The sequence below is a fragment of the Phenylobacterium sp. genome (assembly GCF_036963605.1).
Taxonomy (GTDB): domain Bacteria; phylum Pseudomonadota; class Alphaproteobacteria; order Caulobacterales; family Caulobacteraceae; genus Phenylobacterium.
The window spans coordinates 1-24,679 of the sequence record NZ_JBALUY010000053.1; the positions used below are offsets into that span (position 1 = coordinate 1).

Below are 24,679 nucleotides of genomic sequence, written 5' to 3' on the forward strand. Positions count from 1 at the left end.
GCGCGGTCCCTGGGGATCGGCGCCTTTGGCGTGCTGGTGCTGATCAACACCTTCGCCCAGTTCGTCAGCGACGTGGCCAAGTTCCAGGCGTGGCAGACCATCCTGCACTTTGGCGCCGCCCCACTGGCCGAGGGCCGTCGGGCGGACTTCCAGCGGGTGGTGCGGTTTGGGCTCGTCCTGGATTTGATCAGCGTCGTCTTTGGAGTCTGCGTCGGCGCGGCGGGCGCCTGGCTGGTCGGCCCAAGCCTGGGACTGCCAGAAGCCGCTCGAGGCGCGGCGACGGTCTACGCTTTGAGCGTGGCGGTGCTGGCGCCGACGGCGCAGGTGGGCCTGCTTCGTCTGTTTGATCGCTTCGGCCTGCTCGCAGCCCAGGGCGCCATCAGCTCGGCCGTGCGTCTCGCTGGAGGCGTCCTAGGCATGGCGATCGATGCGCCCCTGGTCTTCTTCCTGGCGGTCTGGGCGCTCGGCTCCCTGGCGGCCTTCGCCTATGTGGCGGGAGCGGCCGCCCTTGAGATGCGCCGCCGCGGCCTCTGGACCGGCTTTGCCTGGACAGGCCCCCTCACCGCGGGCCTGCCCAAGGCCTGGCGGTTCGCCTGGGCGACCAATGCGTCGAGCAGCGTGGACGTGGCCTTCACCCATGTGGCCACCCTCGCCGTCGGGGCGATGGCCGGCGCCGCCGACGCCGGCCTCTGGCGCGTCGCCCGGCAGATCGCCGACGCCCTGGCCAAGCCCGCCCGGCTGCTGATCCCGGCCCTCTATCCGGAGCTCGCCAAGCTGCACGCCTCGGGACGCCCCGGCGCCATGGGCAGGCTCGCCCTGCGGGTGGGCCTGGTGGGGGGCGCCGGGGCGACGCTGCTGCTGCTCGTCGCCGTCTTTGCCGGGGAGCCGCTGCTGGCCCTGGTGCTGGGCGCTGACTTCGCCGCGGCCCAGTCCACCATGATCTGGCAGCTGGCCGCCGCCGTGATCGGGGTCTGGGCCCTGCCGTTGGAGCCGATGCTGGTGTCCCTGGGCCGGCCTGGCGTGGTGGTCTGGGTGCGTCTGACTGCGGCCGTGGCGTTTCTGGCGGTCCTGCCGGTGGCGATCGGGACCTATGGATTGCCCGGGGCGGGGGCCGCTCTGGTGGGGGCGACCCTGGCCATGGCGGCCGGCATGTTGGTGCGCCTGCGTCAGATCACGGGCAGTCGTCGTCCTGACATAAAATTTCCATAAGAATGTCTTGCCGGCCTAAGGGAACCGGGCGAAAGCCAGGGTGATGATCACCCCCACCGCGCCGGGCCGCGTCCTTCGCCGCGCCGATTTCCCCAGCCTGATCGAGGCCCTGGACTACGCCGCTCAAGGCGAGACAGGGTTGAACTTTCATGGCCTGCGCGGCGAGCTCGCCGAAGCCCTTTCCTATGCTGATCTTCGCGCGGCAGCCCGCGGGCTGGCCCGTCGACTTCTGGCCGCTGGGCTGACGCCAGGCGACCGGGTCGGCCTCATCGCCGAAACCGACGGCGACTTCGCCCGGGCCTTCTTCGCCTGCCAGTATGCCGGCCTGATCCCCGCGCCCCTGCCCCTGCCCGCGCCGCTCGGCGGCAGGGCCAACTATATCGAGCAGATGGCCAGGATGCTGGACGCGGCGGCCGCCGACGCCCTGCTGGGACCGCAGGCCATGGCGGCCTGGGTGAGCGATATCGCAGCGGCGCGCCCGATGAGGTTCGCCGGCGCCCTTGCCGACCTGCCGCCGGCCGCCGGACAGCCGTTGCCCGAGGTTGGGCCCGACAGCCCCTGCTATCTCCAGTTCTCGTCGGGCAGTACGCGCTTCCCCACCGGCGTGCTGGTCACCCACCGCGCGCTGATGGCCAACGCCCTGGCGATCACCCGCGACGGGCTTCAGGTGCGACCGGAGGACCGGGCGTTTTCCTGGCTGCCGCTCTATCACGACATGGGCCTGGTCGGCTTCCTGCTGAGCCCGCTGACCGCCCAGATGTCGGCGGACCTGATGCCGACAGGCGCCTTTGTTCGTCGCCCCCTTCTCTGGCTGGACCTGATGGGCAGGAATGGGGCGACCATCTCCTACAGCCCCACCTTCGGCTACGAGCTCTGCGCGCGGCGGGCGGAGAACGCCAACCTGGAGGGTTTCGACCTCTCCGGCTGGCGGATCGCGGGCCTCGGCGGTGACATGATCCGCACCAAGCCCCTGCGGGACTTCGCTGTGCGATTCTCGGCGGTCGGCTTTGATTCCGAGGCCTATGTGGCCAGCTACGGCATGGCCGAGGCGACGCTGGCCCTGACGATGGCGCCCCTGGGCAAGGGCTTGGTCACCGAGCGTCTGGATGTGGACCGCCTCGAGCGGGACGGTGTCGCGGCCTCAGGCGCGCCCTCCCCCCGCGCCCGGGAGTTCGCCCGCTGCGGACCGCCCCTGCCCGGGCATGAACTTCAGGTGCGCGGCGAGCAGGGCGAAGTCCTGCAGGAGCGCCGGGCGGGGCGGGTCTTCGCCCGCGGTCCCAGCCTGATGAGCGGCTATTTCCAGGACCCGGACGCCACCGCCCGCGCCCTGGCTGGCGATGGTTGGCTGGATACTGGCGACATCGGCTATCTGTCGGAAGGCGAGATCGTCCTGACCGGTCGTAGCAAGGATCTGATCATCCTCAATGGCCGCAATATCTGGCCGCAGGACCTGGAATGGACCGCAGAGGCTGAGATCGCCGGCCTGCGCAGCGGCGATGTCGCCGCCTTCTCCGTCCCCGCTGACGGCGAAGAGGCGGTGATCGTCCTCGTCCAGACCCGCAGCAGCGACACCGAAACACGGCGGAACCTGACCGTGGCGGTCGCCGATCTACTCCGCCAGCGCCATGGCGTTGAAGCCCAGGTGAACCTTGTCGGGGGCCACGCCCTGCCGCAGACCTCATCAGGCAAGCTCAGCCGTTCACGCGCCAAGGCTGCGTATCTCGCCGGGCTGGCCGAAGCCGAGCCCGCCTAGGGTGTCACGCGGCCTCGCCACGGTGACCGGCGCGACAGGATTCCTCGGTCGATTTCTCGTACCCGCCCTCGTGGCCGAGGGGTGGCGCATTCGGGTGCTGGCCCGCCGTGACGTGATCCATCCCCTGTGGCGCGACCTGGAGGTCGAAGTGGTCCCCGGCGATCTGGGAGACGACCGCGCCTTGGAGAGGGCCTGCGCAAACGCCGACCTGATCGTTCATGGGGCCGGCCTGATCAAGGCGCGCAGCCGGGCTGAGTTCTTCAGCGTCAACGAGCAAGGCGCCCGCCGGGTGGCCGAGCGCGCCGAGGGCGCTATGCTGCTGGTCTCCAGCCTGGCTGCGCGAGAGCCCGGACTGTCGGACTATGCCGCCAGCAAGCGGGCCGGAGAGATCGCAGCCCAGGCCCTGCTGGGTGACCGCCTGACCATCGTACGGCCGCCAGCGCTCTACGGACCCGGCGACGCCGAGACCCTGCCCCTCTTCCAGCTGGCTGCAGCGAGTCCGATTCTGCCGCTTCTCGCTCCGAGGACGCGGATGGCCATGATGCATGTCGAAGACGCGGCGCGGCAGATCGCCGCCCTGGCGGGACGGGAGGGCGGGCCGACTGTCACGCTGTCTGATCGTCGCCCAGAAGGTTACGGCTGGACGGAAGTGTTCCAGGCGGCGGCGGACGCTTTTGGCCGCAGACCTCGCTTGCAGCGGGTCCCAGACGCCGTGCTGGCCGCCGTCGCCCTCTTGGGCGCTGTGGGGGCCCGTCGGTCGGCCCCGATGTTGACCTTCGGCAAGTTGCGCGAGCTGACGCATCCGGATTGGTCGGTCTCCCCGGACGAGCAGATTACCGGACTTCCGCCGGCCCGCTTTAATCTCACCGATGGGTTCCTACATACGGTTCAGGGGTATGCGTCTTCCGGCGTCAGGTTTCGCAAACCGCCATTACAGCAGGCGATCAGATGCTGACGCCCGCGTCATATTGCGCCAAAGATGCGGCGTTAACGGACGATCGTTCTAGGGGGGCGAGTCAGTCTCTATGCAGTTGGTGACGGATCCCACCGTGCTTGAGGTGGCGAAGGCGGCTGAGGCTGTGCTGGAGCGCGAAATCCTGGTGACGGCGTCATCCGATATTTCGCGTGACCTGGCCGTGGATTCGCTGGCCCTCATGAACATCGTGATGGAGCTCGAAGATCGCTTCGACATCTCCATTCCCATCGACCATCTGAGCGAGGTCCAGACCGTTGGCGACCTCGCGGCGCTTATCGACAACATCCGGAACAAGGCTTGAGCATGGCTCTGCTCGATAGGCACGCGGCGTCCAGAGACGCCTATAAGGCGCTTCGCGACACGGCGGCCGACCCGTTCGGGGTCCGCTTCGATGCGGTCATCTCCCCCACGGAGGGGATCGTCGACGGCCGTCCGACCATCCTGCTGGGCACCAACAACTATCTGGGCCTGACCTTCGACGAGGCCTGTGTCGAGGAATCGGTCCGTGCGGTGCGCGAGCGGGGCACCGGCACCACCGGGTCGCGGATCGCCAATGGCAGCTATGAGGGCCATGTAGAGCTGGAGCGCGCCCTGGAAGCCTTCTACGGCCGCCAGCACGCCATGGTTTTCACCACGGGCTATCAGGCCAATCTGGGCGTGCTCTCGACCCTGGTCGGTCGCGGGGACCACCTTCTTCTCGACGCCGACAGTCACGCCAGCATCTATGACGGCTCGCGCCTCGGCCATGCCGAGGTGACGCGCTTCCGCCACAACGATCCCGAGGACCTGTACAAGCGCCTGCGCCGTATGAAGGACGCGCCCGGCGAGAAGCTCGTCGTCGTCGAGGGCATCTACTCCATGGTGGGCGACGTCGCGCCTCTGCGGGAGATCGCGGCGGTGAAGCGCGAGATGGGGGCCTATCTGCTGGTGGACGAGGCCCATTCCATGGGCGTCCTGGGCGCGACCGGCCGCGGCCTGGCCGAGGAGGTGGCGGCTGAGGCCGACGTGGACGTCATCGTCGGCACCTTCTCCAAGAGCCTGGGTTCGGTCGGCGGATTCTGTGTTTCCGACATGGCCGACTTCGACGTGATGCGCATCGTCTGCCGTCCGTACATGTTCACCGCCTCCCTGCCGCCGGCTGTGATCGCCTCGACCCTGGGGGCCCTGCGCCGAATCCAGGAAGCGCCGGAACTGCGTCACCGGCTGCACGCCAACGCGCAGCATCTCTATGACGGGCTCACCGCCCTGGGACTGGCGACGGGGCCGACCTGCAGCCCGATCGTGGCCGTCACAATGCCGGATCAGGCAGTGGCCGCCGCCATGTGGAACCTGTTGCTGCAGAATGGGGTCTATCTCAACCTCGCCCTCCCGCCGGCGACGCCGGACAATCGTCCCCTGCTCCGCTCTAGCGTCAGCGCCGCCCACAGCATCGAACAACTGGATCAGGTGATCGCCGTAATGGGTAAGGTCGCCCGGGAACTCGGCGTGCTGCAAGGCCCGCCCAAGCGAGCCCTCGGCTAGCTAATCGCCGCCAGCCGTCTGTGCGCGGCGGGCCTTCCACAGGCGCCAGAAGACTCCGGGTGAAGCCAGGATGGGATGTTTCTCCCGCCAGGGCGTAAGCGGCACGCGCAGACCGGTATGCCGCTCGATTTTCCAGGCGGCGTAGCGGGCGGCCCCCTCGAAGGTGAAGGCGGCCTTGGCGAGGCGGGCCAGATTGAGCGGCTTTCCCAGGGAACGCCGGCGGCGCCAGGCGGCCAGGATGCGGGATCGCTCATGCCCGCCCAGCACGGGCCGCACCGCCCCTTGAGCTCGTACCTCTTCGAACGCCAGGTCCTGGGCCCGCCAGGCGGCCAGCAGCAACCGTTCATAGCGGTCCGGATCAATGCCTAGGATGTCGTTTTCCCGCCCGCGGGCCTCGACGCGGAACTCCGCCGCATAGGTCTGGCGAAACAGCGCACGCCAGTAGTCCAGGGGCGCGCCTTCCGGCGGGCCGAGGGCTGCGGCGAAGTGTGTGGCGGCGCAGGCGGCCCTGGAGACGGCCCAGGAGATGTCCTGAGCGGTGTCCGGCCCGGAAGTCCAGACGAGGGCCGAGGGTTGGACGAATCGCGTCCAGACCGTCGTGTCGATACGCCGCCCCGTGACCGCCGATTGGAATTGGGTCAGCGTCATGGTCGCCACCTTGGCTCGCAGGACGCGCCCATCGAGCTCCAGCTCGTGATAGCTGACATCGGGCCAGAGAACCCGGCCGGCGAGGCCCCGCCAGCCCGGGCGCGGGCCATGGGTCAGGACGTAGAAGTCCATCACGCCGTCCAGGTCGCCTGTGCGCAGGACCGATCCATAGAACAGAACTGCGGCGGCGCCCTCCATGCGGCTGGCCAGCGCCTGGGCCATGGCGCGCCCTGGCGGCGGGGCGGCTTGCGCCAGGTCTTCGCGGACCAGGGTCTGTAGAGCGTCCATCACGGGACCAGAAATCGCACGGGCGCGCCCAGTCCGATAGCAATCTCGCCTCCGGGGAAGACCTCGCCATCAACGACCACGGGGGCCGGGCTGGTGACGACCAAGCCCTCGGCCAGGCTCCGGCGATAGCCGTGGCGTCGTAGCCAGGTGTCGGCGCGGCCCATCAGCACAGCCGGCAGGGCGAAGGCCAGCCGCCTGGGCGGGGCTGAGACCTCAAGCACCTTCAGGCCATCCTGCGGAGGCCCGAAGGGGCGAAGTCCGAGGGGCAGGCGCTTGAGCGACGTGGCCAGCACCACGAAACGCGGGGCCACCGTCGGCTCACCTCCATCGATGGCGAGGCCTGCGCGCACGCCCTGGCGCCAGCCGTCGCCGTCGCGGCCGAACAGGGCGCCGAAGGCCGCGCCGACGACCGTCAAGGCCACGGCCAGACTGTGGAAGGCCCCCATCCGGTGGACCGAGTGCGACATCTGGGTGGCGCGGACAAAGGCGCCCAGGCCGAATATGAACCCCGACAGGTCGGCCTGCTCACCTCCCGCCCAGGTCAGCCTCAGGGGGCGCCGGGTCTTCAGGCCTATCAGCTCGCGGGCGGCCCGCGCCAGGGCGGCGTCCAGGGTCCAGCCGGGCCGCACGCCGAGGTCGAGGGCCAGCACATTTGTCTTGCCCGAAGGCAGGACCGCCAGGATAGGCGCGGCGGCGCCGAAGGCGGTCGGCAGGGCGCTCAAGACCTCGCGCAGGGTGCCGTCGCCCCCGTCCACCACCACGAGTTCGACCCCGGCCTGGGCGAACCGTCGCAGGTCCTCGGCCAGGGCCTGCGGCGTCTCGGGTTCGCCCCAGAGGACTCCCGCTGGAGGCGCTGAGGTCTGGCCGCGATTGGCGTGGCTCCGCGGATTGCGGATCACGCCGATCTTGGTCAATTCGAGAGCCACGAGGTGACTTGGCCCCTGGGCGCCAGCAGGCCCTGGATCATCTGGACCACATGGACGCCCAGGGACAGCGCCGTCCAGAAAGCCACCAGGATCAGGCCGATGTCGGGCCGGCCCAGCAGGGCGGCGGGCGTCAGCAGCAGGAGGTTCGGATTGCGGCGGGCGGTGATCAGCCGGAAGAAGCTGTCGAAGGGCCGCCAGGCGTGCATCTCCACCTTGAAGGCGGCGAGGAAGGCGCCCTCCAGCATACGCTGGACGATATAGCCGACGAAGATCACGGTCAGGATCAGGGTCGGCGCGCCGACCGAATGTCCGCTTGCCTGGACGCCGACCAGCCAGGCCCACCACCAGAAGGGCGGATGGACCAGGTCGATGCCGTGGTCGAACACATTGCCCCATTTAGACGAGGTAAGCGTCACCCGGGCGAGCTTGCCGTCCACCGTGTCGAGGAAGGTCATGCCCCAGGCGGCGGCCAGACCCCAGCCGAAGCGCCCCGTCCAGAACAGGCCAAAGGCCAGCAGCACAAGCAGGAAGCTGGCGAAGGTCACCTGGTTGGGCGTGACCCTGGCCAGGGCGCACCAGCGGGTGACCACCCGGGCGGGGACTGGCCAGACATACTTGGTCACCAGGTCGGTGACGCCCTTGTAGGAGCCCTGGAACAGACGCCGCTCCACCGCGCGCACGTCGCCCGGCGTCAGGCGGCGCAGGATCGGCGGTTCGCGCTTGCGCAGTTCGCTGTTGTAGGCCGACCCCAGTTCATGGGCGCTCATCGCGCGATATTCAGCGGCCACCGCGGCGATCGGCTCGCCCGAGGCCAGCCGCCTGGCGGCCACGCCCTGGGCATGGATCGCGGCGGGCGTTCCGTCCTCGTCAACCAGGACAACGCCCGGATGCTGGACCAGAGCCTTGATCAGCGATTCGTCGAACACATAGCGAGCGTCGGCCGCCACCAGGCCGCCCGTCGTGGCCGCGTCCTCATCCAGACCGAGCCGCCTGAAGGTCCGGTGCAGCCGCTCGGCCGCGCTCATGCCCCATATCCGGGCTTCGCCCTCGCCGATCACCCGCGCCGCAGGCCGGGTCTGTTCGTCTGTATTCGTCAATTCCACCAACCGCATTGCGCCTGTAAGGACGTGATAGCGAGCTTCGCCCCACCCTGACCAGAAACCTTCACCACGTGCCGCCATTTCGACTGGCCCATATCTCCGACCCGCATCTGCCGCCGCCCAAGGGCTCGCTGGGTCTGGGGGACCTCGTCTCCAAACGGGCGCTCAGCGCCATGGCGTGGCGCCGGAAGGGCGGCCAGCACGACAAGGCGATTCTCGACGCCCTGGTGGCCGATATAGGCGCCCGGGCGCCCGATCACATCGTCATCACCGGCGATCTGACCAACTTCTCCACGGTTCAGGAAATCGCCGCAGCCCAGACCTGGCTGAGCAGCCTGCGCCCCCTCGGTCAGGTGACGGTCAGCCCCGGCAATCATGACGCCCTGGTCGGCCCGGACGAGACGCAGCGATTTGCGCCCTGGGGCGCCTGGCTGGCCGATGACGAGACGCTGGCCTTCCCCCATGTCCGGGTGCGGCGTCATGTGGCGATTATCAATCTCTGCAGCGCCGTGCCGACGGCGCCTTGGCTGGCCACCGGCAGGCTGGGAGAGGACCAGTTGGCGCGGTTGGCCCGCCTGCTGCCAGACCTTGCGGCCCGCGGGCTCTTTCGCGTGGTGATGCTGCATCATCCGCCCATCCCCGGCGTGGTCTCCGCCCGCAAGGCGCTGGAGGATGGGGAGGCCCTGCGGAAAATCCTGGCCGCCGACGGCGCCGAACTCGTCCTGCACGGCCATGCCCATGAGGCGGCGCTGGGCGCCCTGCCCGGCCCGAGCGGCCTTGTGCCGGTCCTGGGGGTCCCATCGGCCTCGGCAAGGCATGGCGGGCGTCATCCGCCGGCCCGCTGGCATGAGATCGAGATCAGCCAAGACCCTGATGACCGCCAGGTCTGGGTCACAGCCCGCGGCCCATCGGCCCTGACGGGCGCATTCGAGACGCTGGGACGCTATCGCCTGACGGCTGTCTAGCGCTGATAGCGCATGGAGATCGGGACCTGGGTGGTTCCCGGTCCGGCGCGGAACCGCACGCTCTCAAAGGACGGAAGGCCGACACGGGTCGGCGCATTGTTGGAAAACCCGAACCCTTCGGCGGGCATGCCGATGATCGTCCGGTTGAAGTCCTGGTCGCTGTTGACGTCGTGATAGATGGCGATGGCGTAGTACGCCGGCTCGGGAACCCAGAAGCAGACCTCGGTCACCCGCGGCGTCGCCTTCACCCGGGCGCGCAGCAGCTTGCCCTTGGGCGCCAGGAACCGGCGGGCGTTGTCGGGATAGAGGGTGACCGCCACCTCCCCCTTGATCGGGCTGACGCCGGTGACCGCCACCGACACCTTGTGCGGCCCTTCCTTGCCGACGCATTGGTCGGCCGCCAGGCTGGGCGCAGCGACCCCGAGCGACACAGCGAAGGCAAGGCCTGCAAGGGCGGTTCGGACTTTCATGGGCTGTGACGACCCCCTATGTTTGCGCCGACGGCGGATGGCGCCCGATCAGCAGGGTGCTTCATGAGCAATGCGACCGCGGTGAACTTTGGCTATCCCCACTCGCTGGTGGGTGAGACTGACCATTGGCTGGTCCTGGTGCGCCCCAAGCAGCCTACATTTGGGTCTCTCGTCCTCGTGTGCAAGGAGCCAGCCCAGGCGTTTTCAGATCTGAGCGCCCCGGCCTTCGAGGACTTGCAGGTTGCGGTTGGCGGGATTGAGCGTCTTCTGCGCCGGGCGGTAGACTATGCCAAGATCAACTATCTGATGCTCATGATGGTCGATCCCGACGTCCATTTCCACGTCATCCCCCGCTATGAGGGCGCCCGCGAGCACGCCGGCAAGACATTTTTCGACGCCGGCTGGCCGGGACAGCCGGATCTGGCGTCCGCGGTGGCTCTGAGTCCCGACGCCCTCCGGGGCCTTGCCGAGGCCTGGCGGAGCGAGTGGCGCACGGCGTGACCACGGTCCTGACGCCCAAGCCCAAGTTCACGTTCGGCCTGCCGTTATTGGACCGCTACGTCCTGCGGCTGACGGCCGGCCCGATGCTGGGCTGCCTGGCGGTGACCCTGATTGCGCTGCTGCTGGAACGGGCGCTTCGCCTGCTGGACCTGCTGGCCCAGAGCAGCGACCGCTTCGGCTTCGTGGTGCAGCTGACCGGCCAGTTGGTGCCGCACTATTTCGGCCTGGCCCTGCCTGTGGCCTTCTTCGTCGCCCTGTTCATCGTGATCACCCGGCTGAGCGACGGCTCGGAGATCGACGCCGTGCTGGCCAGCGGCGTGTCCCTGCCCCGCCTGGCGACCCCCTTCATCTGCCTCGGCCTGGCGCTCACCTTGGTCAGCCTGATCGTGTTCGGCTACATGCAGCCCTACAGCCGCTACGCCTATCGGGCGGTGATGCATGCGGCGGCCAATGCCGGCTGGAACGGCGAACTGCAGGCGGGCGCCTTTGTCACCGAGGATCGCCTGATCATGACCGCCGACCGGGCCGACCCCCAGGGACAGCGCCTGGAGGGCCTGTTCATACGGCGACTGACGCCCACCGGCCGCGAAGAGGTGATCACCGCCACCACGGCCGATCTGCAGGTGTCCCAGGACCGGCTGAATGTGACCCTCAACCTCCAGAACGGTCGGCGCATCCTGGAGGGGACGGACGGGGTCTATGACATCCTGGACTTCGACAGTTTCAGCACCACCGCGCCCCTGGCCGGCGCCACCGAACTGCTGCGCGCCCGCGGCGGCGATGAGCGCGAGCTGACCCTGGGCGAGCTGGCCAGCCTGGCGGGCTCCGGCGACAGCGTCCTGCCACGGAGCACCCTGCGCTCGGAACTCTATGGCCGACTGGCGCGGGCGGCCTTCCTGCCCTTCCTGCCGCTGATCGCCTTTCCCCTGGGCCTGGCGGCCAAGCGGGGCCGGCGTACGCCGGGCCTGGTCTTCGCCGGCATTCTGCTGCTGGCCTTCCAGCACGCCCTGCAGCTCGGCCAGTCCCTGGCCGAAAGCGGGGTTGTCCCGGCCGTCTTCGGCATCTGGACGCCCTTCGCCCTCTTCACCGGGTTTGGCGTCTGGATGTTCATGGGCAGTCGGAACAGGCCCGGCGAGACGCCGATCAGCCGGCTGATCGGCACGGCCGGCGACCGGATCACCCGGGCGATGGCGGCTCGCGACGCGCGGGTGCAGGCCTCGTGAAGCTCTATGGCTACATCCTGTCGATCGTCGGCACGCGCATCCTGGCGGCCGCCGCCATCCTGCTGGGCATCCTGCAGGTGCTGGAATTGCTCGACGCCACCCCGGAGATCCTCGTGCGCGGCCTGGGCCTGGGCGGCGTCGCCTACCATGCCCTGCTGCGCCTGCCTCGGATGCTGGAACAGGCCGCCCCCCTCGCCGTCCTGGCCGGTGGCCTGTTCGCGTTTGGCCAGCTCGCCCGGGAGCAGGCCGTCACGGCCATGCGCGCCTCCGGCGTCTCGGTCTACCGCTTGCTGGGAGTGTCGCTCATGGCGGCGGCGGGCGTGATGGTGATCGACCTGATGGCGCTGGAAGTCGTCGCGCCACGCGCCGATCTCGCCCTGGCCAACTGGTGGCGGGCCACAGCCGCCGAAGCCGACCGCGCCGAGCGCGGCCTCCGGGCGTTCCGATCCGGCGACGAACTGGTGGTGGCGCGGGCGAGCGACGAGCGCGGCGACCGCCTGGACGAAGTCCGCATCTATCGGCGCGATGGCGAAGGCCAGGTCAATGAGCGCATCGCCGCCCCCTCCGCCACCTATGGCGCCGAAGGATGGCGGCTGGAGCAGCCGAGTCTCATCCGTTTCACCGAGGAAGAGGCCATGGCGTCCTCGGCCGAGGCCCTGATTTGGCCCACCCGCCTGCGGCCCGCCGATGTCCGCGCCCTGCTCTTCAGCGACCAGGCGCCCAGCGGGGCCACCGCCCGCCGCGCCCTTGGGGGCGTCGGCTCCGAGCGGCCGGAAAGCTACTACGCTGTGCGGGTTCATCGGACCCTGGCCGAACCCATCGCGGTGCTGGTCATGCTGCTGCTGGCCGCGCCTGTGGCGCTGGCCAATTTTCGCACGACGCAGGGGGCCGTGCTGTCGGCCGCCGCCCTGGCGGCTGGCCTGACCTTCCTGGTGTTTGACGGTTTGCTGACCGCCCTGGGCGAGGGCGGCGCCCTGTCGCCCTTCCTGGCCGCCTGGACCGCGCCGGCGGTGTTTTCGGCCATGGCCGCCACCGTGCTCCTGAGGATGGAGGGCTGACCTTGACTGACGCCATCGCCCCCGAGCCCCTGGTCATCCGGGAGGCTGTGTCGAAGGCCGACATGCGGCGCTTCATCGCCGTGCCCATGCGCCTGAACGCCGACGATCCGGCCTGGATCGCACCGCTGGTCAGCGAGCGCCTGGCGGCCTTCAGCCCGGCGGGCAATCCCTTCTTCGAGCATGCCGAGGTCTGTTTCTGGATCGCCTCCCGAGGCGGCCGCGACGTGGGCCGCATCAGCGCCCAGATCGATCGCCTGGCGCCGACCGATCCGGCGCGGCCCGCCGGCCATTTCGGCCTCGTCGCCGGGGAAGACGATCCCGAGGTGTTCGATGGCCTGTTCGCCGCCGCCGAGGCCTGGCTGAAGGCGCGGGGCTGCAAGGTGGCGCTCGGCCCCTTCAACCTGTCGGTCAATGAGGAGGTCGGCCTGCTGGTGGACGGCTTCGACACCCCGCCCATGGTCCTGATGGGGCACGACCAGCCCTATGTGGGCGGGCGCATCGAGGCCCAGGGCTACGGCAAGGCCAAGGATGTCTACGCCTATCTCTGCCAGATGAGCGATGACATCCCGCCCCACATCCTGCGCCGCGTGCGTCGCGGGCCGGCCGCCGGCGTCACCCTGCGGATGCTGGACATGAGCCGCTATGACGCCGAGGTCACCGCCATGACAGAGGTGCTCAACGACGCCTGGAGCGGCAACTGGGGCTTTACGCCAACGACCGAGGCGGAGACCGCCCAACTGGGCAAGTCCCTGCGCGCGGTGATCGAGCCCAAGATGATCTGGTTCGCCGAGATCGACGGCGAGACCGCGGGCTTCGTCGTTCTGCTGCCCAATGTGAATGAAGCCATCGCCGACCTGGACGGCCGTCTATTTCCCTTCGGCTGGGCCAAGCTGCTCTGGCGGCTCAAGGTCGCCCGCGTGAAGTCGGTCCGCATTCCCCTGATGGGGGTCAAGCGCAAGTTCGCCGACACCTTGCGGGGGCAGATGCTGCCCTTCCAGCTGATGGACGCCGGCGCCACCCAGGCCCGCGCCCTGGGCTACCAGACCTATGAGCTGTCCTGGATCCTGGAGGACAATGCGCCGATGAACCGCATCTGCGCGTCCCTCGGCGGCCAGATCTATAAGACCTACCGCATCTATCAGAAGGACCTGGCGTGACGGGATTTCGCGCTCTGGTCCTGGCCGGTTCGCGTCCTGAAATCGATCCCCTGCTGGCCTATGCAGACGTGCCTCACAAGAGCCTGATCACCCTGCAGGGCCAGACCCTGTTGGCCCGCGTTATTGACGCCCTGACCCAGGCCGGCGCCCAGTCCATCGGCGTCTGCACATCGCACCCGGCGGTCATCGGAGCCGTGGGCCAGATCACCTCCCAAGCTGAGCTAGAGATCATCCCGGCCGCCGACAGCCCCAGCCAGAGCGTGGCCCAGGGCGCGCAGGCCATGGGGTTTCCCCTGCTGGTGACGACGGCCGATCATGCCCTGCTGCGGGCCGACTGGGTGCGGGAGTTCCTGGCCGGCGTCCCGGCTGAGGCCGATATCGCCGCCTTGCTGGCGCCTGAAGCCGCCGTCAGGGTCGCCGCGCCGGAGGGGAAGCGAACCTATCTCGCCTTCCGGGACGGGCGGTATTCCGGCTGCAACCTCTTCTATCTGCGCTCTGAGGCGGCGCTGGGCGCAGTGGCCCTCTGGCGACAGGTGGAGGCGCGGCGCAAGCAGCCCTGGAAGATCGCCGCCCTGCTGGGCCCCGGCATGCTACTGGCCTATCTCACCGGTCGCCTGACCCTGGACCAGGCTGTCGCGCGGCTGGGGCGCAAGGCCGGCGTTCGCGCCTGCGCCGTCCGCACCCCCTACGGCCTTGCGGCCGTCGATGTGGATAAGCCGGCCGACCTCGACCTCGTGCGTCGCCTGACGGCTGCGGCCTAGACGGCGACCTTGAGCTGGGTCCAGGCCTTGGTCAGGGCCAGGTTGCGCGGCACGTCCTCAGGGAAGTCCATCTCGGCCCAGTCCAGGCCCTCGATGGACGCCACAGCCACGGCGTCAAGATCTGCCGCCATCTCGTTGATGACGCTCAGATACCAGCGCTTCAGGCCCTCCGGCGTGCGAAGGGCCTTCTCGACCGTCTGAACAAAGGCCGCAGCGCCCTCGGCCGAGAACCGAAGGAAGCCGATGGACTCGGCGTCGAAGGCCGGAATGGTCTTGCCAATGGCCCGCAGACGGTCGCCTTCGGTCAGCACCTTCATGTCGTCGGCGTCATAGGCGCTCTTGCGATCGATGGTCACGGTCACCGGCGCTTGAGGCGCGGCCAACAGCCGTTGGGCGATGGCGGGCTCGAACAGAGTGTCCCCGTTCAGCAGCAGGAAGGGACCGCTCATCTCGCCTCGGGCGAGCCAGCAGGTCGCGAGGTTGTCCGTTCCGCCATAGAAGGGATTGAACAGGGTCCGCACCGCCATGCCCGGCAGGTCCAGTCCGGCGATCTCGGCCTCGACCAGGTCGGCGCCGAAGCCGGTCACGACCACGACGTCCGAAATGCCGACGGCGTGCAGGTGGAGCAGTTGCCAATGCAGCACGCTACGCCCGGACAGGTCGATCAGGCATTTGGGGCGGCTGTCGGTCAGTGGCGAAAGCCGCCGGCCCTGCCCCGCGCTCAGCACGACGGCCTTGCGGGTTTCGTTCATCACCACGATCGCTCTCGTCCTAAAATGCCCAGCCGACTCCACCCATGTAACAGTCCGGACAGCCGGGCGCATCAGGGGGGTGTCCACCAAAATCGCCCCAGCCAGGCGGCCTGCGTTGCGGATGAGCGATCATCCGCCGCCGGTGTGAATCTGGCGCCCACCAGTCCTAGTCTGGGGCTTGCCTTCCATCATAATTCGATAATACTGGAACTATGGAATCTGAGTCGGCGATCCTGGCCCTAGCCGCCCTTGCCCAGCCCACCCGGCTGGAGGTCTTCCGCCTGCTGGTGCGGCACGAGCCCGAGGGCCGGCCGGCCGGCGAGATCGCCCAGTCCCTGGGCGTGCCGGCCAATACCCTGTCGTCCCACCTCGCCATCCTGGCTCGCGCCGGCCTGGTGAGGTCTGAGCGGCGCAGCCGCTCGATCATCTATCGTGCGGACCTGGAGGGTCTGCGGACCCTGGTCCTGTTCCTGCTGAAGGACTGCTGCGGCGGCCGCGCCGACATCTGCGCGCCGCTGATGGACGAACTAGCTACCTGCTGCGACTGAGGCGCTCATGGACATCGTCATCTATCACAATGCCGAATGCGGGACGTCGCGCAACGTCCTGGAGCTCTTACGCCATGTGGGCGTCGAGCCGCATGTGGTGGAATATCTGAAGACTCCGCCGAGCCGGACCCTCGTCGCTCAGCTCGTCGCGCGGATGGGGATAGGCGTCCGCGATGTCCTGCGGGAGAAGGGCACGCCCTATGGCGAGCTTGGCCTCGATGATCTCAGCCTGAGCGACGAGGCCCTGCTGGACGCGATAGAGGCCCATCCGATCCTGATGAACCGCCCGATTGTGGTCAGCCCGGCCGGGGTGAAGCTGTGCCGGCCCTCCGAGACTGTGCTCGACCTGCTGCCGGCCGAGGGGCTGCAGCCCTTCACCAAGGAGGACGGCGAAGTAGTCATCGACTCTGACGGCCGGCGGGTGCGCTGATGGCTGATGTCGCGACGCTGGCGTCAGCGCGACGCCTGTCCTTTCTCGACCGCTGGCTGACCCTCTGGATCTTCGTCGCCATGGGGCTGGGGGTTCTGCTCGGGACGGTCGTGCCCGGCCTGCCGGCCTGGATCGACAGCCTGTCGGTGGGCTCCACCAACATCCCCATCGCCATCGGCCTGATCCTGATGATGTATCCGCCGCTGGCGCGGGTGAAGTACGAGGAACTGCCCCGGGTCTTCGCCGACAAGCGGGTCCTGGCCCTGTCGCTGTTCCAGAACTGGGTGCTTGGCCCGGTCCTGATGTTCGCTCTGGCCGTCATCTTTCTCCGCGACCAGCCGGAATACATGACCGGCGTCATTCTCATCGGCCTGGCCCGCTGCATCGCCATGGTCCTGGTCTGGAACCAGCTGGCCCGGGGCGACAACCAGTATGTGGCGGCCCTGGTGGCATTCAACTCGGTCTTCCAGATCCTGTTCTTCAGTCTCTATGCGTGGTTTTTCCTGACCGTGCTGCCGCCCCTCTTTGGCCTTGAGGGCAGCGTGGTGGCGGTCAGTTTCTGGACCATTGCGGGCGCAGTGTTGATCTATCTGGGCCTGCCCTTCCTGGCCGGTTTCCTGACGAGGCGGGTGCTGGTCCGCGCCCGCGGCGCTGAGTGGTACGAGACCCGGTTCCTGCCCAGGATCGCGCCCCTGACCCTGGCGGCGCTGCTGTTCACCATCCTGGCCATGTTCAGCCTCAAGGGCGGCGATGTGGTCGCCCTGCCCTTCGACGCCCTGCGGATCGCCGTGCCTCTGGCCGTCTACTTCTTCGTCATGTTCGTGGTCAGCTTCCTGATGGGCAAGCTGATCGAGGCCGACTATCCTCGCACCACGGCCCTGGCCTTCACGGCGGCCTCCAATAATTTCGAGCTGGCCATCGCCGTGGCCATCGCGGCCTTCGGCCTGACCTCGCCGGTGGCCTTCGCCGCGGTGATCGGGCCGCTGGTGGAGGTGCCGGTCCTGGTCCTGCTGGTTTCGGTAGCCCTGTGGCTGGGGCGTCGCTATTTCCCCGACACCGCCCCGGCCCGGGAAGAAGCCCCGTGAGCCGCCTGCGCGAGATTCCCGATCCGGACCACCTTCCCGCCCTGGACCCGGCCTTCCTGGCGAGGCGGCCGGCCTTCGGCCTTGGCCCGGACGACCATCCGCCGCGCATCCTGCTGCTCTACGGCTCGCTGCGGCCCATGGCCTTTTCCCGGCTCTGCGTCGAGGAGGCCGCGCGCCTGCTCCGCTTCATGGGTTGCGAGACGCGCATCTTCGATCCCACAGACCTGCCGCTGCCCGACCAGAGCATCGGCGACGACCATCCGGCGGTGGCCGAGTTGCGAGCGCACGCCATGTGGTCGGAGGGCATGGTGTGGTGCAGCCCCGAGCGGCACGGCCAGGTCACGGGGATCATGAAGCTGCAGATCGATCACCTGCCGCTGAACATGGGCGGTCTGCGCCCCACCCAGGGACGCACCCTGGCGGTCATGCAGGTGTCCGGCGGGTCGCAGAGCTTCAATGCGGTCAACACCCTGCGCCTGCTCGGCCGCTGGATGCGGATGATCACCATCCCGAACCAGTCCAGCGTGGCCAAGGCCTACGAGGAATTCGACGCAACCGGCCGGATGAAACCCTCGGCCTATTATGACCGCATCGTAGATGTGATGGAGGAACTGGTCCGCTTCACCATCCTCACCCGCCCCCACGCCCAGGGTCTGGTGGATCGGTACTCCGAACGGAAGGCGGCGGGAATTCCCGTGGATGCGGGTCAAGACCTGTCGGCGATCGCCGTCCGGCCGCAATAGGCTTTCAGGCGTCTTCGTCCGTCGCCAGCCTGTAGCCGACCCCCGGCTCGGTGAGCAGCACCCGAGGCGCGGCGGGATTTTCCTCGAGCTTCTGACGGAGCTGGGCGACAAGGACGCGCACGAACTGCGCATCGACGCTCGCCTGAGGTCCCCAGACGGCGGTGATCAGCTGCTTGTGCGTCACCACCCGGCCCGCATGGCGGGCCAGCGCGCGGATCAGGTCGTATTCCCGCGGCGTCAGGCGGACCTCCTGTTCTTGGACGTAGGCCCGCCGCGTGGCGAAGTTCACCTCCAGTTCGGCGCTGCGGAAGCTTGCCTGGCCAGACAGCCGGCGGTCACGTCCCCGGACAGAGGCCCGGATGCGGGCGAGCAGCTCGCCGACGCCGAAGGGCTTGTTGACGAAGTCGTCGGCCCCGAGATCGAGGGCGGCGATCTTCTCGGTTTCCAGGTCACGGGCCGAAAGGACCACGATCGGTACGTCCGACCACTCACGGATGTGGGCGATGACATCCTTGCCGTCCATGTCGGGCAGGCCAAGATCCAGGATCACCACGTCGCAGGCCTCGGCCGCCAGATGAGCCAGGGCCGCCGAGCCGCCTTCGGCGGTAGCGACATCGTAGCCGGCGGCGGTGAGCGCCGGCCGCAGGGCGCGGAGAATCTGCGGCTCGTCGTCAACCAGCAGGAGGCGTCCCTCGGCGCTCATGGCTTGGCCCTCGGCAGCATCAATGACACCACCAGTCCGCTTCGGTCGCCACGGTCGCGAGCGGCCACCACACCGCCCATGGCCTCGATCAGGCCCTTGACGATCGACAGGCCCAGGCCTGCGCCCTGCAGGTTTTCGTTGGCCGACTTCGACCGATAGAATTTCTCAAAGATGCGGGATGATTCATCGGCCCCGACACCTGGCCCCTCGTCGACCACGTCCACAAGCAGCATGTCATCCAATCGGCGCAGGCTGATCTCGATCGTCCCTTGTTCTGGACTGAACCGCAGGGCGTTCTCCATCACATTGCTCAAGGCCTGCTCGAACAGAATGGGGTCCCCCAAGGCCACGAGGCGGTCCCCCTCAACGCGGAGTTCTATCGAACGGCCGCCGCGACGGCGTTCGAAGCGGCGGACCAGGCGGTCCAGGCTTTCGGCCATCTCGAACGGAGCGCCCTGAATCGCCAAGGCGCCCGCCTCCAGCTTGGTCATGTTTAGCAGATTGCCGACAAAGGCGTTCAGACGTTCGGCCTCTTCCTGAATCGTGTCGAGGAGATCGTTGCGCACCTCGGCGTCAAAGGCGTGACCGAACGCCCGCAGGCTGCTGGCGGAGGCCAGGATGGAGGCCAGCGGCGTACGCAGGTCATGCGAAATCGAGGACAGGAGCGCGTTGCGAAGCGACTGGGTGCGATCGGTGGCTTCGATCTCGGCCCAGGCGCGGCTGAGCCTCGCCCGGGCGATCGCGGTCGCGCCCATGTCCAGCAGGACGTGAATGAGTTGCGCCTCATCCAGTTCGCCGGCCTTTGCGCCTGGGCTCCGCCAGCCCGCGGCGCCCAGCCGTCGGCCTTCGGCCCAGAGGGTCCGCAACCGCCAGTCGCCTTCCTGCGCAGACGTGGCGCCCGGGGCGTCAAAGGCGGCCAGCGTGTCGCCCAGGCCGGCCGGGAGGTCCACGTGGCGCGCGCCATAGGCCTGTCCGTCGATGAGCACGACGGCCGGCCCCTGGGCCGCCTCGGCAAGTCCTGCGGCCAACCGCTCGGCGATGGCCCCTTCCTCGCCCATGCCGGCGAAATCGCGCCCGGCTTGGAAGAGGACGGCGCTGGTTCGCGCCCTCTCCTGCGCACGGATCGCATCGTCCCGCACCCGACCGGCCAGGCCGCCGGTCATCATGGCCACCGCCAGGAAGACCACGAGAATGATGACGTCCTCGGATTCGACCCCGAAGGTGAATCGCGGCTCGACCAGGTAGAAGTTGTAGCTGACGAAGCCCAGGGTCGCCGCCAGATAGGCGGGTCCCGATCCGAACAGGACCGCGACCACAAGGACGCCGCCCAGGAAGATCATCGACACCCGCACATAGCCCAGGCCTTCGGCCACGATCAGGGCCAGGAGGTTGGCCAAGAGGACGATGAGGATGGCCGCGATATAACCCACCAGCCTTGGCCGGCGGCGGATCCAGTGCGAAATCATGTCTGACATAAAGGCCCCTGAACGCCCCGAGGCCGAGATCCAAGGGTTCGCCGGCCTTGCCGACAACGCCCAGGGGTGAGGGACGGCCAAGCCGACGAACCGGGTCGGTAGCGGCCGACCGGATGGCAACCTGCAAGAGCCCGTCCGGGTCGTCAATTATGGCCAGCTTATGGGCGGCTTATAAGCTTCTTATGCTTGCCACCGGGGGACGGCGGCGGCCCTCTTCGCGCTCCTCGATTGATGGAAGCGCCAGATGAGCCGACTCGCACCCCATTCCGCCCCTGGGCGAGCCTAGGTCATCGCCATGCTGCGTCCTGGCCAACCCGCCCCCTGGTTTGTCACCCCCTCCCCCGTCAATCCGCGGTTCGCGTTTGGCAGCCTGGGTGGCCGGTTCATGCTCATGGTCTTTCTGCCCGAGCCGGGGGCGGCCCGCGATGTCGCCCTGGAACATTTGCGCGCGCACCGCGATCTGTTCGACGATGAGAAGGTCTACGCCTTCGCGGTCGCGAGGGATCAGCCCACCATGGCGGCGGCTCAGAATACACGCAGCCTGCGCTGGTTCTTTGATCCGGACGGGAAGGTGTCGCGCCTCTATCACGCTCTGGGAGACCAGGGCGCCAATCCCCATTGGGTCCTCATCGATCCGTCCATGCGGATCTATGCTGTCGCACCCATAGACGGCGGCGAGGCCGTGATGCGGCTGGTGGCGCAATTACCTCAGCCCGACGACCACGCCGGCGCGCCCCTGCACGCCCCGGTCCTCATCGTGCCCCGAATCTTCGAGCCTGACATCTGTCGGCAGCTCATCGCCTTCTACGACGAGCATGGGGGACGCCCCTCCGGCGTGATGCAGGAGATCAATGGGCGCGTGGTGCCCGTCATGGACCACACCAAACGTCGCCGTGACGCCATGATCGAGGACGAGGGCCTCCGCGCCCTGCTCCGCCAGAGGCTTCAGACGCGGCTGTTGCCGGAGATCGTCAAGGCCTTCCAATTCCAGGCGACCCGGGTCGAGCGCTATATGGTGGCCTGCTATGACTCTGACGGCGGCGGCTTCTTTCAGCCCCACCGCGACAACACGACCCGCGCCACCGCGCATCGACAGTTCGCCTGCTCCATCAACCTGAACACCGACGAGCACGAGGGCGGCGACCTGCGCTTTCCTGAGTTTGGGTCGAAAACCTATCGCCCGCCGAGCGGCGGCGCCGTGGTGTTCTCCTGCTCGCTGATGCACGAAGCGACGCCAGTGACAGCTGGAAAGCGCTACTGCTTCCTGCCCTTCTTCTACAACGAGCCGGCGGCGAAGATCCGCGAACGCTATCTGGCCGAGGAAGCGGCGGGCGAGGCCGCGAACGCCGCCGAACCCGAGGTCCAGACCGCCTAGACCCGTTCGGCGGCCGCCAGGCGATCGACCTGATCCACATAGGCTTCGGCGTCGAAGCTCTTGAAGGTGTTCGGCCCCATGGAGCGGACGGTCCCGTAGACCGGCTGGGCGGGCCATGGTCGGTCGTGCAGGCCGAAGATCCAACCCACATTGGTGTAGGAATTGGCGTCGCGGCCGTCGAGGAGATAGCGGTTGTTGAGCCGCAGGATGGTGTCGAATGCGATCCTCGGGCTGGCCGACCACTGCAGGATCTTCTTGCCCCAGTACATCCGCAGCCGGTTGTGCATATAGCCGGTCGCGACCATCTCGCGCTGGGCGGCGTTCCAATAGAGGTCGTGGGTCCCGCCGGCCTCCAGCTGGGCTTGGGTATAGAGGTGGGGTCGGGGATCGCCCTCGTGGGCTTCCAGCGTCAGACGCGCCCACTCCGGCAGGCCGTCATAGCTGTCGTAGTCGGCAGGCGCCCACCAGGCGTGGTTGATGGCCAGCTCGCGGCGTACGATCAGTTCTTCGAGATAGACGCGCTTGGTCTCGCTGTCGGGGCCTTGGGCGTCGCGAACGGCCAGGGCGATCTCCACCGGCGAGATCTGGCCATAGTGGAGATAGGGACTGAGATAGGAGACCGCCTCGGTCTCCGGCTTGCCACGCTCGTCGCCATAGCGGGCGAGGCCGCCGTCGAGAAAGGCCTGCAACCTGCGGCGCGCTTCGACCTCCCCGCCCCTGAAGCGGCGAACCGGCGCCAGGCCGTGGTCGATGTCCAGGGCGGCGACCGCCTTCGGAATGTCGCTCAGATCAATGTCGGAGGCCGGCGTCTCCGCCATCCTGTGGGCCACCTCGCGGCGACGCAGGGGCGCGAGATAGTCCTCCCACAGCCTGTGGATTTTCGGGCGGATCGTACGGGCCGCATGTTCGTGCTTGTTGGACACCTGCAGGATCGGCACGACCACATCGCCTTCGATCCGTACCAGGCGCCGGTCGATGACCTCGGCAAGGTCGCGCCGCCACTGCCGTTGCAGACGAAGGTAGCCGGCGTCACAGACGACCAGGGCCGCCTGCCGCGACAGGTCCAGGGCGACCTTGTCCGGCGCGCCCTTGCGGATGGCGAAGCCGACGCTGCGCGCCGCCAGAGCCTGCGCCACTTCTGCCAAACCTTGCAGCATGAACGCGTAGTGCCGGGCGCTGGCCTCGGGATAGGCCTCGGTCAGGCCAAAACCCACCAGCACGGGCAGGCCGCGACGATTGGCTTCTTCGACCGCGTACTCCAGGGCGGGATTGAATTCCGCGCGCTGGGACGACTGCATCCAATAGAGGACATAGCGGGCCTCGCGGCCCTCGGGGGCGTCCTTGAGCGCGCGGATACGCGTAGACAGGATCGCCATGAGGGCCGCTGGACGATGCTACTTCTGACGCCAGGCGCCGTCAGCGGTCTGGTAGTACTCGCCCGGCCGCAGCCGGGAGGAGACCACCTCGGTGAAGGCCGCCGCGCCAGCCGCCGCGACGGACACGCCGTTGCGGGCCGCGGCCTGACGATAGAGGCCTGCCCGGCCGGCATTGATCTCGTTGACCGCCGCCTGCAGGGCGGCGTCGCCCGAGCCGCTGACAAAGCCGAGATAGCCGTCGTTCTGCTCGCCGACGATCCCTTGGGCCTTGGCGGCGTCCACCAGGGCCTTGGCCTGGGCGGTCTGGGCGAAGGCGGGGCCAGCGATGGCGCCGACGGTGACGACCCCGGCCGCGCCCAGGATGGCGGCGGCGAGGGCCAGGTACTTCATGCGGGTCATGAGCATCCCCTAGAACAGGTTCGGGTTCTGCTGGATCAGCGCCCGGACATCCTCGTCCAGGCGCACGCGCACATCGGCGTCCAGCTTTGCATAGATATTGATGGGGTCGACCTGGACCCGCACCGTCGGCGTACAGGCGCCGAGCGCGGCGCCCAGGGCCGAGGCGCCCATCAGCACCCCGATCATATGTCTCTTTGTCGTCGTCAAGGTCACGGCTCCCTCGGGTGTGCGAGTTTCAGCGTTCGAGTTCATTGTGGCGCAGGCGGCTGAACCGCGCCTGAACCGTCTACGGCCTGCGCCGCCGCATAGTCGGCCAACAGCTCATTCAGGTTGAGCGAAGTGTCCAGTGTCAAATCCACCTTAGTGCCCGACGGCAGGGGCAACTCCTTGTTGAGGAAGCTGCGGCTGATCAGCTCGCCCAGGGTCAGACGAATCTCCTGGCGCTGCGGCGGACTATGCTCGCCCCGGATCTTGAAAAGCACCCCCAGCCGTCCGCCGGGCAGGCTGTTGACCTCGGCGTCCAGCAGATCGAAGGCCAGATGCTCCATGGCCTGGTAAGCGAAGTCCACCGCCGCATTGGCCTGATCGGCCTGGGCGACGGGCACGACCTGGTCGCCGAGACCCTCGGCGCTCGCCGTCGCCGCTCCGCCGGTGGCGTCCACCTGGGTCAGGGCTTCCCGCCGGATCGACAGGCGCCCTGGCGCGATAGCTGTGAGCTTGCCCTGGATGAAGGTGATTCCGTCCGGCCCGATCACGAAAGGCAGCCGCCCGCTGACCACGGCATCCAGATCCACCCGGTCGGCGAAGGGTGTGGCCTCCACGAATTCGGAGAGTTGGACCGCCTCGATCAGCAGTTCGCCGCGCCAGGACTTGGTCTGGTCGAGGGGGATGGACATGGGCGCGATGCGGATCGCGCCCCCGCCGACCTCGAACGTCCCCTCCGACAGGGTCAGCTCGTCAGGCATCAGCTGGAACGTCACCTGCGAGCCGGTCAGCGGCGCCAGGGCCTGGACGACATCGGCGGTCAGGGTCTGGCCCGGCGCCGTCTGCAGCGGGACCAGGCTGGTGAAATCGATCTGTCCGCTCAGCCCCTGGACGGCGCCCGCGGGGCTCTTGAAGTCGAGGCCCGGCACGTCGAGCCGGCCGTGGCTGTCGAGGCCCTCGGCGCCCCAGTCGATGGCGCCCGTGAACAGCGCCGTTCCCTCGACGGGTTCCCCGATCACCTCGGCCAGGGGGG

Annotated in this window: 27 protein-coding genes; 16 read left to right on the plus strand and 11 right to left on the minus strand. The window is 68.3% G+C overall.

Features of this window, described 5'->3' with window-relative positions; all coding sequences use genetic code 11:
- The 5 genes from V7702_RS11075 to spt form a co-directional block, all read left to right on the plus strand.
- Nucleotides 1-1,209 (plus strand): lipopolysaccharide biosynthesis protein (locus tag V7702_RS11075; protein WP_335650170.1); only part of this gene is annotated, 1,209 nt, incomplete at its 5' end.
- A gap of 43 nt (nt 1,210-1,252) precedes the next feature.
- Nucleotides 1,253-2,962, plus strand: a complete 1,710-nt coding sequence (locus V7702_RS11080; protein ID WP_335650171.1) for a fatty acyl-AMP ligase — start codon at nt 1,253-1,255, stop codon at nt 2,960-2,962.
- A 1-nt stretch (nt 2,963) separates the two neighbouring features.
- Nucleotides 2,964-3,917 carry an NAD-dependent epimerase/dehydratase family protein gene (locus tag V7702_RS11085; RefSeq protein ID WP_335650172.1) on the plus strand — a complete coding sequence of 318 codons (954 nt, stop codon included), beginning with the start codon at nt 2,964-2,966 and terminating at the stop codon, nt 3,915-3,917.
- A 70-nt stretch (nt 3,918-3,987) separates the two neighbouring features.
- A complete protein-coding gene (locus tag V7702_RS11090; protein WP_335650173.1) occupies nt 3,988-4,239 on the plus strand; it encodes an acyl carrier protein in 252 nt (83 codons plus the stop codon).
- A gap of 2 nt (nt 4,240-4,241) precedes the next feature.
- Nucleotides 4,242-5,459 carry a serine palmitoyltransferase gene (spt, locus tag V7702_RS11095; protein ID WP_335650174.1) on the plus strand — a complete coding sequence of 406 codons (1,218 nt, stop codon included), beginning with the start codon at nt 4,242-4,244 and terminating at the stop codon, nt 5,457-5,459.
- Here the strand turns inward: spt and V7702_RS11100 are convergent, their stop codons facing one another.
- From V7702_RS11100 to V7702_RS11110, 3 genes are read right to left on the minus strand one after another with little or no spacing between them, the layout of a single operon-like run.
- Nucleotides 5,460-6,395 carry a hypothetical protein gene (locus tag V7702_RS11100; RefSeq protein ID WP_335650175.1) on the minus strand — a complete coding sequence of 312 codons (936 nt, stop codon included), beginning with the start codon at nt 6,393-6,395 and terminating at the stop codon, nt 5,460-5,462.
- Complete coding sequence (locus tag V7702_RS11105) at nt 6,395-7,321, minus strand: diacylglycerol/lipid kinase family protein (RefSeq protein WP_335650176.1); 927 nt, start codon at nt 7,319-7,321, stop codon at nt 6,395-6,397. The genes V7702_RS11100 and V7702_RS11105 overlap by 1 nt, the downstream gene beginning before the upstream one ends.
- Complete coding sequence (locus tag V7702_RS11110) at nt 7,306-8,418, minus strand: CDP-alcohol phosphatidyltransferase family protein (RefSeq protein WP_335650194.1); 1,113 nt, start codon at nt 8,416-8,418, stop codon at nt 7,306-7,308. The genes V7702_RS11105 and V7702_RS11110 overlap by 16 nt, the downstream gene beginning before the upstream one ends.
- 74 nt (nt 8,419-8,492) lie before the next feature.
- Here V7702_RS11110 and V7702_RS11115 point away from each other — a divergent pair, with 74 nt between their 5' ends.
- Nucleotides 8,493-9,386, plus strand: a complete 894-nt coding sequence (locus tag V7702_RS11115; RefSeq protein WP_335650177.1) for a metallophosphoesterase family protein — start codon at nt 8,493-8,495, stop codon at nt 9,384-9,386.
- Here the strand turns inward: V7702_RS11115 and V7702_RS11120 are convergent.
- The gene (locus tag V7702_RS11120) at nt 9,383-9,856 is read right to left on the minus strand and encodes a DUF2141 domain-containing protein (protein ID WP_335650178.1); all 474 of its coding nucleotides are present in this window, start codon (nt 9,854-9,856) and stop codon (nt 9,383-9,385) included. The genes V7702_RS11115 and V7702_RS11120 overlap by 4 nt on opposite strands.
- 63 nt (nt 9,857-9,919) lie before the next feature.
- Here V7702_RS11120 and V7702_RS11125 point away from each other — a divergent pair, with 63 nt between their 5' ends.
- The 5 genes from V7702_RS11125 (at nt 9,920) to V7702_RS11145 (ending at nt 14,556) form a co-directional block, all read left to right on the plus strand.
- Nucleotides 9,920-10,357, plus strand: coding sequence for an HIT family protein (locus V7702_RS11125; protein ID WP_335650179.1), 438 nt, complete (start codon nt 9,920-9,922; stop codon nt 10,355-10,357).
- Entirely contained in the window at nt 10,354-11,580 is a 1,227-nt protein-coding gene (locus V7702_RS11130; RefSeq protein WP_335650180.1) for an LptF/LptG family permease, read from the plus strand. Before V7702_RS11125 ends, V7702_RS11130 begins: the two co-directional genes overlap by 4 nt.
- Nucleotides 11,577-12,638, plus strand: a complete 1,062-nt coding sequence (locus V7702_RS11135) for an LptF/LptG family permease (protein WP_335650181.1) — start codon at nt 11,577-11,579, stop codon at nt 12,636-12,638. Before V7702_RS11130 ends, V7702_RS11135 begins: the two co-directional genes overlap by 4 nt.
- Nucleotides 12,639-12,700: 62 nt before the next feature.
- A complete protein-coding gene (locus tag V7702_RS11140; RefSeq protein ID WP_335650195.1) occupies nt 12,701-13,795 on the plus strand; it encodes a dATP pyrophosphohydrolase in 1,095 nt (364 codons plus the stop codon).
- The gene (locus tag V7702_RS11145) at nt 13,792-14,556 is read left to right on the plus strand and encodes an NTP transferase domain-containing protein (protein ID WP_335650182.1); all 765 of its coding nucleotides are present in this window, start codon (nt 13,792-13,794) and stop codon (nt 14,554-14,556) included. The genes V7702_RS11140 and V7702_RS11145 overlap by 4 nt, the downstream gene beginning before the upstream one ends.
- Here V7702_RS11145 and V7702_RS11150 read toward each other — a convergent pair.
- On the minus strand, nt 14,553-15,308 hold the full coding sequence (locus V7702_RS11150; RefSeq protein ID WP_335650183.1) for a phosphocholine cytidylyltransferase family protein: 756 nt from the start codon (nt 15,306-15,308) through the stop codon (nt 14,553-14,555). The genes V7702_RS11145 and V7702_RS11150 overlap by 4 nt on opposite strands.
- Nucleotides 15,309-15,520: 212 nt before the next feature.
- Here V7702_RS11150 and V7702_RS11155 point away from each other — a divergent pair, with 212 nt between their 5' ends.
- From V7702_RS11155 to arsH, 4 genes are read left to right on the plus strand one after another with little or no spacing between them, the layout of a single operon-like run.
- Nucleotides 15,521-15,856 (plus strand): ArsR/SmtB family transcription factor, encoded by a 336-nt coding sequence (locus tag V7702_RS11155; protein ID WP_335650184.1) that lies wholly within the window; start codon nt 15,521-15,523, stop codon nt 15,854-15,856.
- 7 nt (nt 15,857-15,863) lie between these two features.
- A complete protein-coding gene (gene arsC, locus V7702_RS11160) occupies nt 15,864-16,286 on the plus strand; it encodes an arsenate reductase (glutaredoxin) (protein WP_335650185.1) in 423 nt (140 codons plus the stop codon).
- Nucleotides 16,286-17,371 carry an ACR3 family arsenite efflux transporter gene (gene arsB / locus V7702_RS11165; RefSeq protein ID WP_335650186.1) on the plus strand — a complete coding sequence of 362 codons (1,086 nt, stop codon included), beginning with the start codon at nt 16,286-16,288 and terminating at the stop codon, nt 17,369-17,371. Before arsC ends, arsB begins: the two co-directional genes overlap by 1 nt.
- Nucleotides 17,368-18,114: an arsenical resistance protein ArsH gene (gene arsH, locus V7702_RS11170; RefSeq protein WP_442958414.1), complete on the plus strand. Its 747-nt coding sequence runs from the start codon at nt 17,368-17,370 to the stop codon at nt 18,112-18,114. The genes arsB and arsH overlap by 4 nt, the downstream gene beginning before the upstream one ends.
- Before the next feature lie 4 nt (nt 18,115-18,118).
- Here arsH and V7702_RS11175 read toward each other — a convergent pair whose 3' ends face one another.
- Together V7702_RS11175 and V7702_RS11180 are read right to left on the minus strand one after the other, a co-directional pair.
- On the minus strand, nt 18,119-18,817 hold the full coding sequence (locus tag V7702_RS11175) for a response regulator transcription factor (protein WP_335650187.1): 699 nt from the start codon (nt 18,815-18,817) through the stop codon (nt 18,119-18,121).
- Nucleotides 18,814-20,292, minus strand: coding sequence for a sensor histidine kinase (locus tag V7702_RS11180; RefSeq protein WP_335650188.1), 1,479 nt, complete (start codon nt 20,290-20,292; stop codon nt 18,814-18,816). The genes V7702_RS11175 and V7702_RS11180 overlap by 4 nt, the downstream gene beginning before the upstream one ends.
- 295 nt (nt 20,293-20,587) lie before the next feature.
- Between V7702_RS11180 and V7702_RS11185 the strand changes: the two genes are divergently transcribed.
- Entirely contained in the window at nt 20,588-21,667 is a 1,080-nt protein-coding gene (locus V7702_RS11185) for a 2OG-Fe(II) oxygenase (protein ID WP_335650189.1), read from the plus strand.
- On the opposite strand, the gene V7702_RS11190 is transcribed toward V7702_RS11185, so the two are convergent.
- The 4 genes from V7702_RS11190 to V7702_RS11205 all read right to left on the minus strand — a co-directional run.
- A complete protein-coding gene (locus V7702_RS11190) occupies nt 21,664-23,043 on the minus strand; it encodes a deoxyribodipyrimidine photo-lyase (protein ID WP_335650190.1) in 1,380 nt (459 codons plus the stop codon). The genes V7702_RS11185 and V7702_RS11190 overlap by 4 nt on opposite strands.
- Before the next feature lie 18 nt (nt 23,044-23,061).
- Nucleotides 23,062-23,442, minus strand: coding sequence for a YdbL family protein (locus V7702_RS11195; RefSeq protein WP_335650191.1), 381 nt, complete (start codon nt 23,440-23,442; stop codon nt 23,062-23,064).
- A 9-nt stretch (nt 23,443-23,451) separates the two neighbouring features.
- On the minus strand, nt 23,452-23,628 hold the full coding sequence (locus V7702_RS11200; RefSeq protein WP_335650192.1) for a YnbE family lipoprotein: 177 nt from the start codon (nt 23,626-23,628) through the stop codon (nt 23,452-23,454).
- A 62-nt stretch (nt 23,629-23,690) separates the two neighbouring features.
- A partial coding sequence (locus V7702_RS11205) for an intermembrane phospholipid transport protein YdbH family protein (RefSeq protein ID WP_335650193.1) occupies nt 23,691-24,679 on the minus strand: 989 nt, incomplete at its 5' end.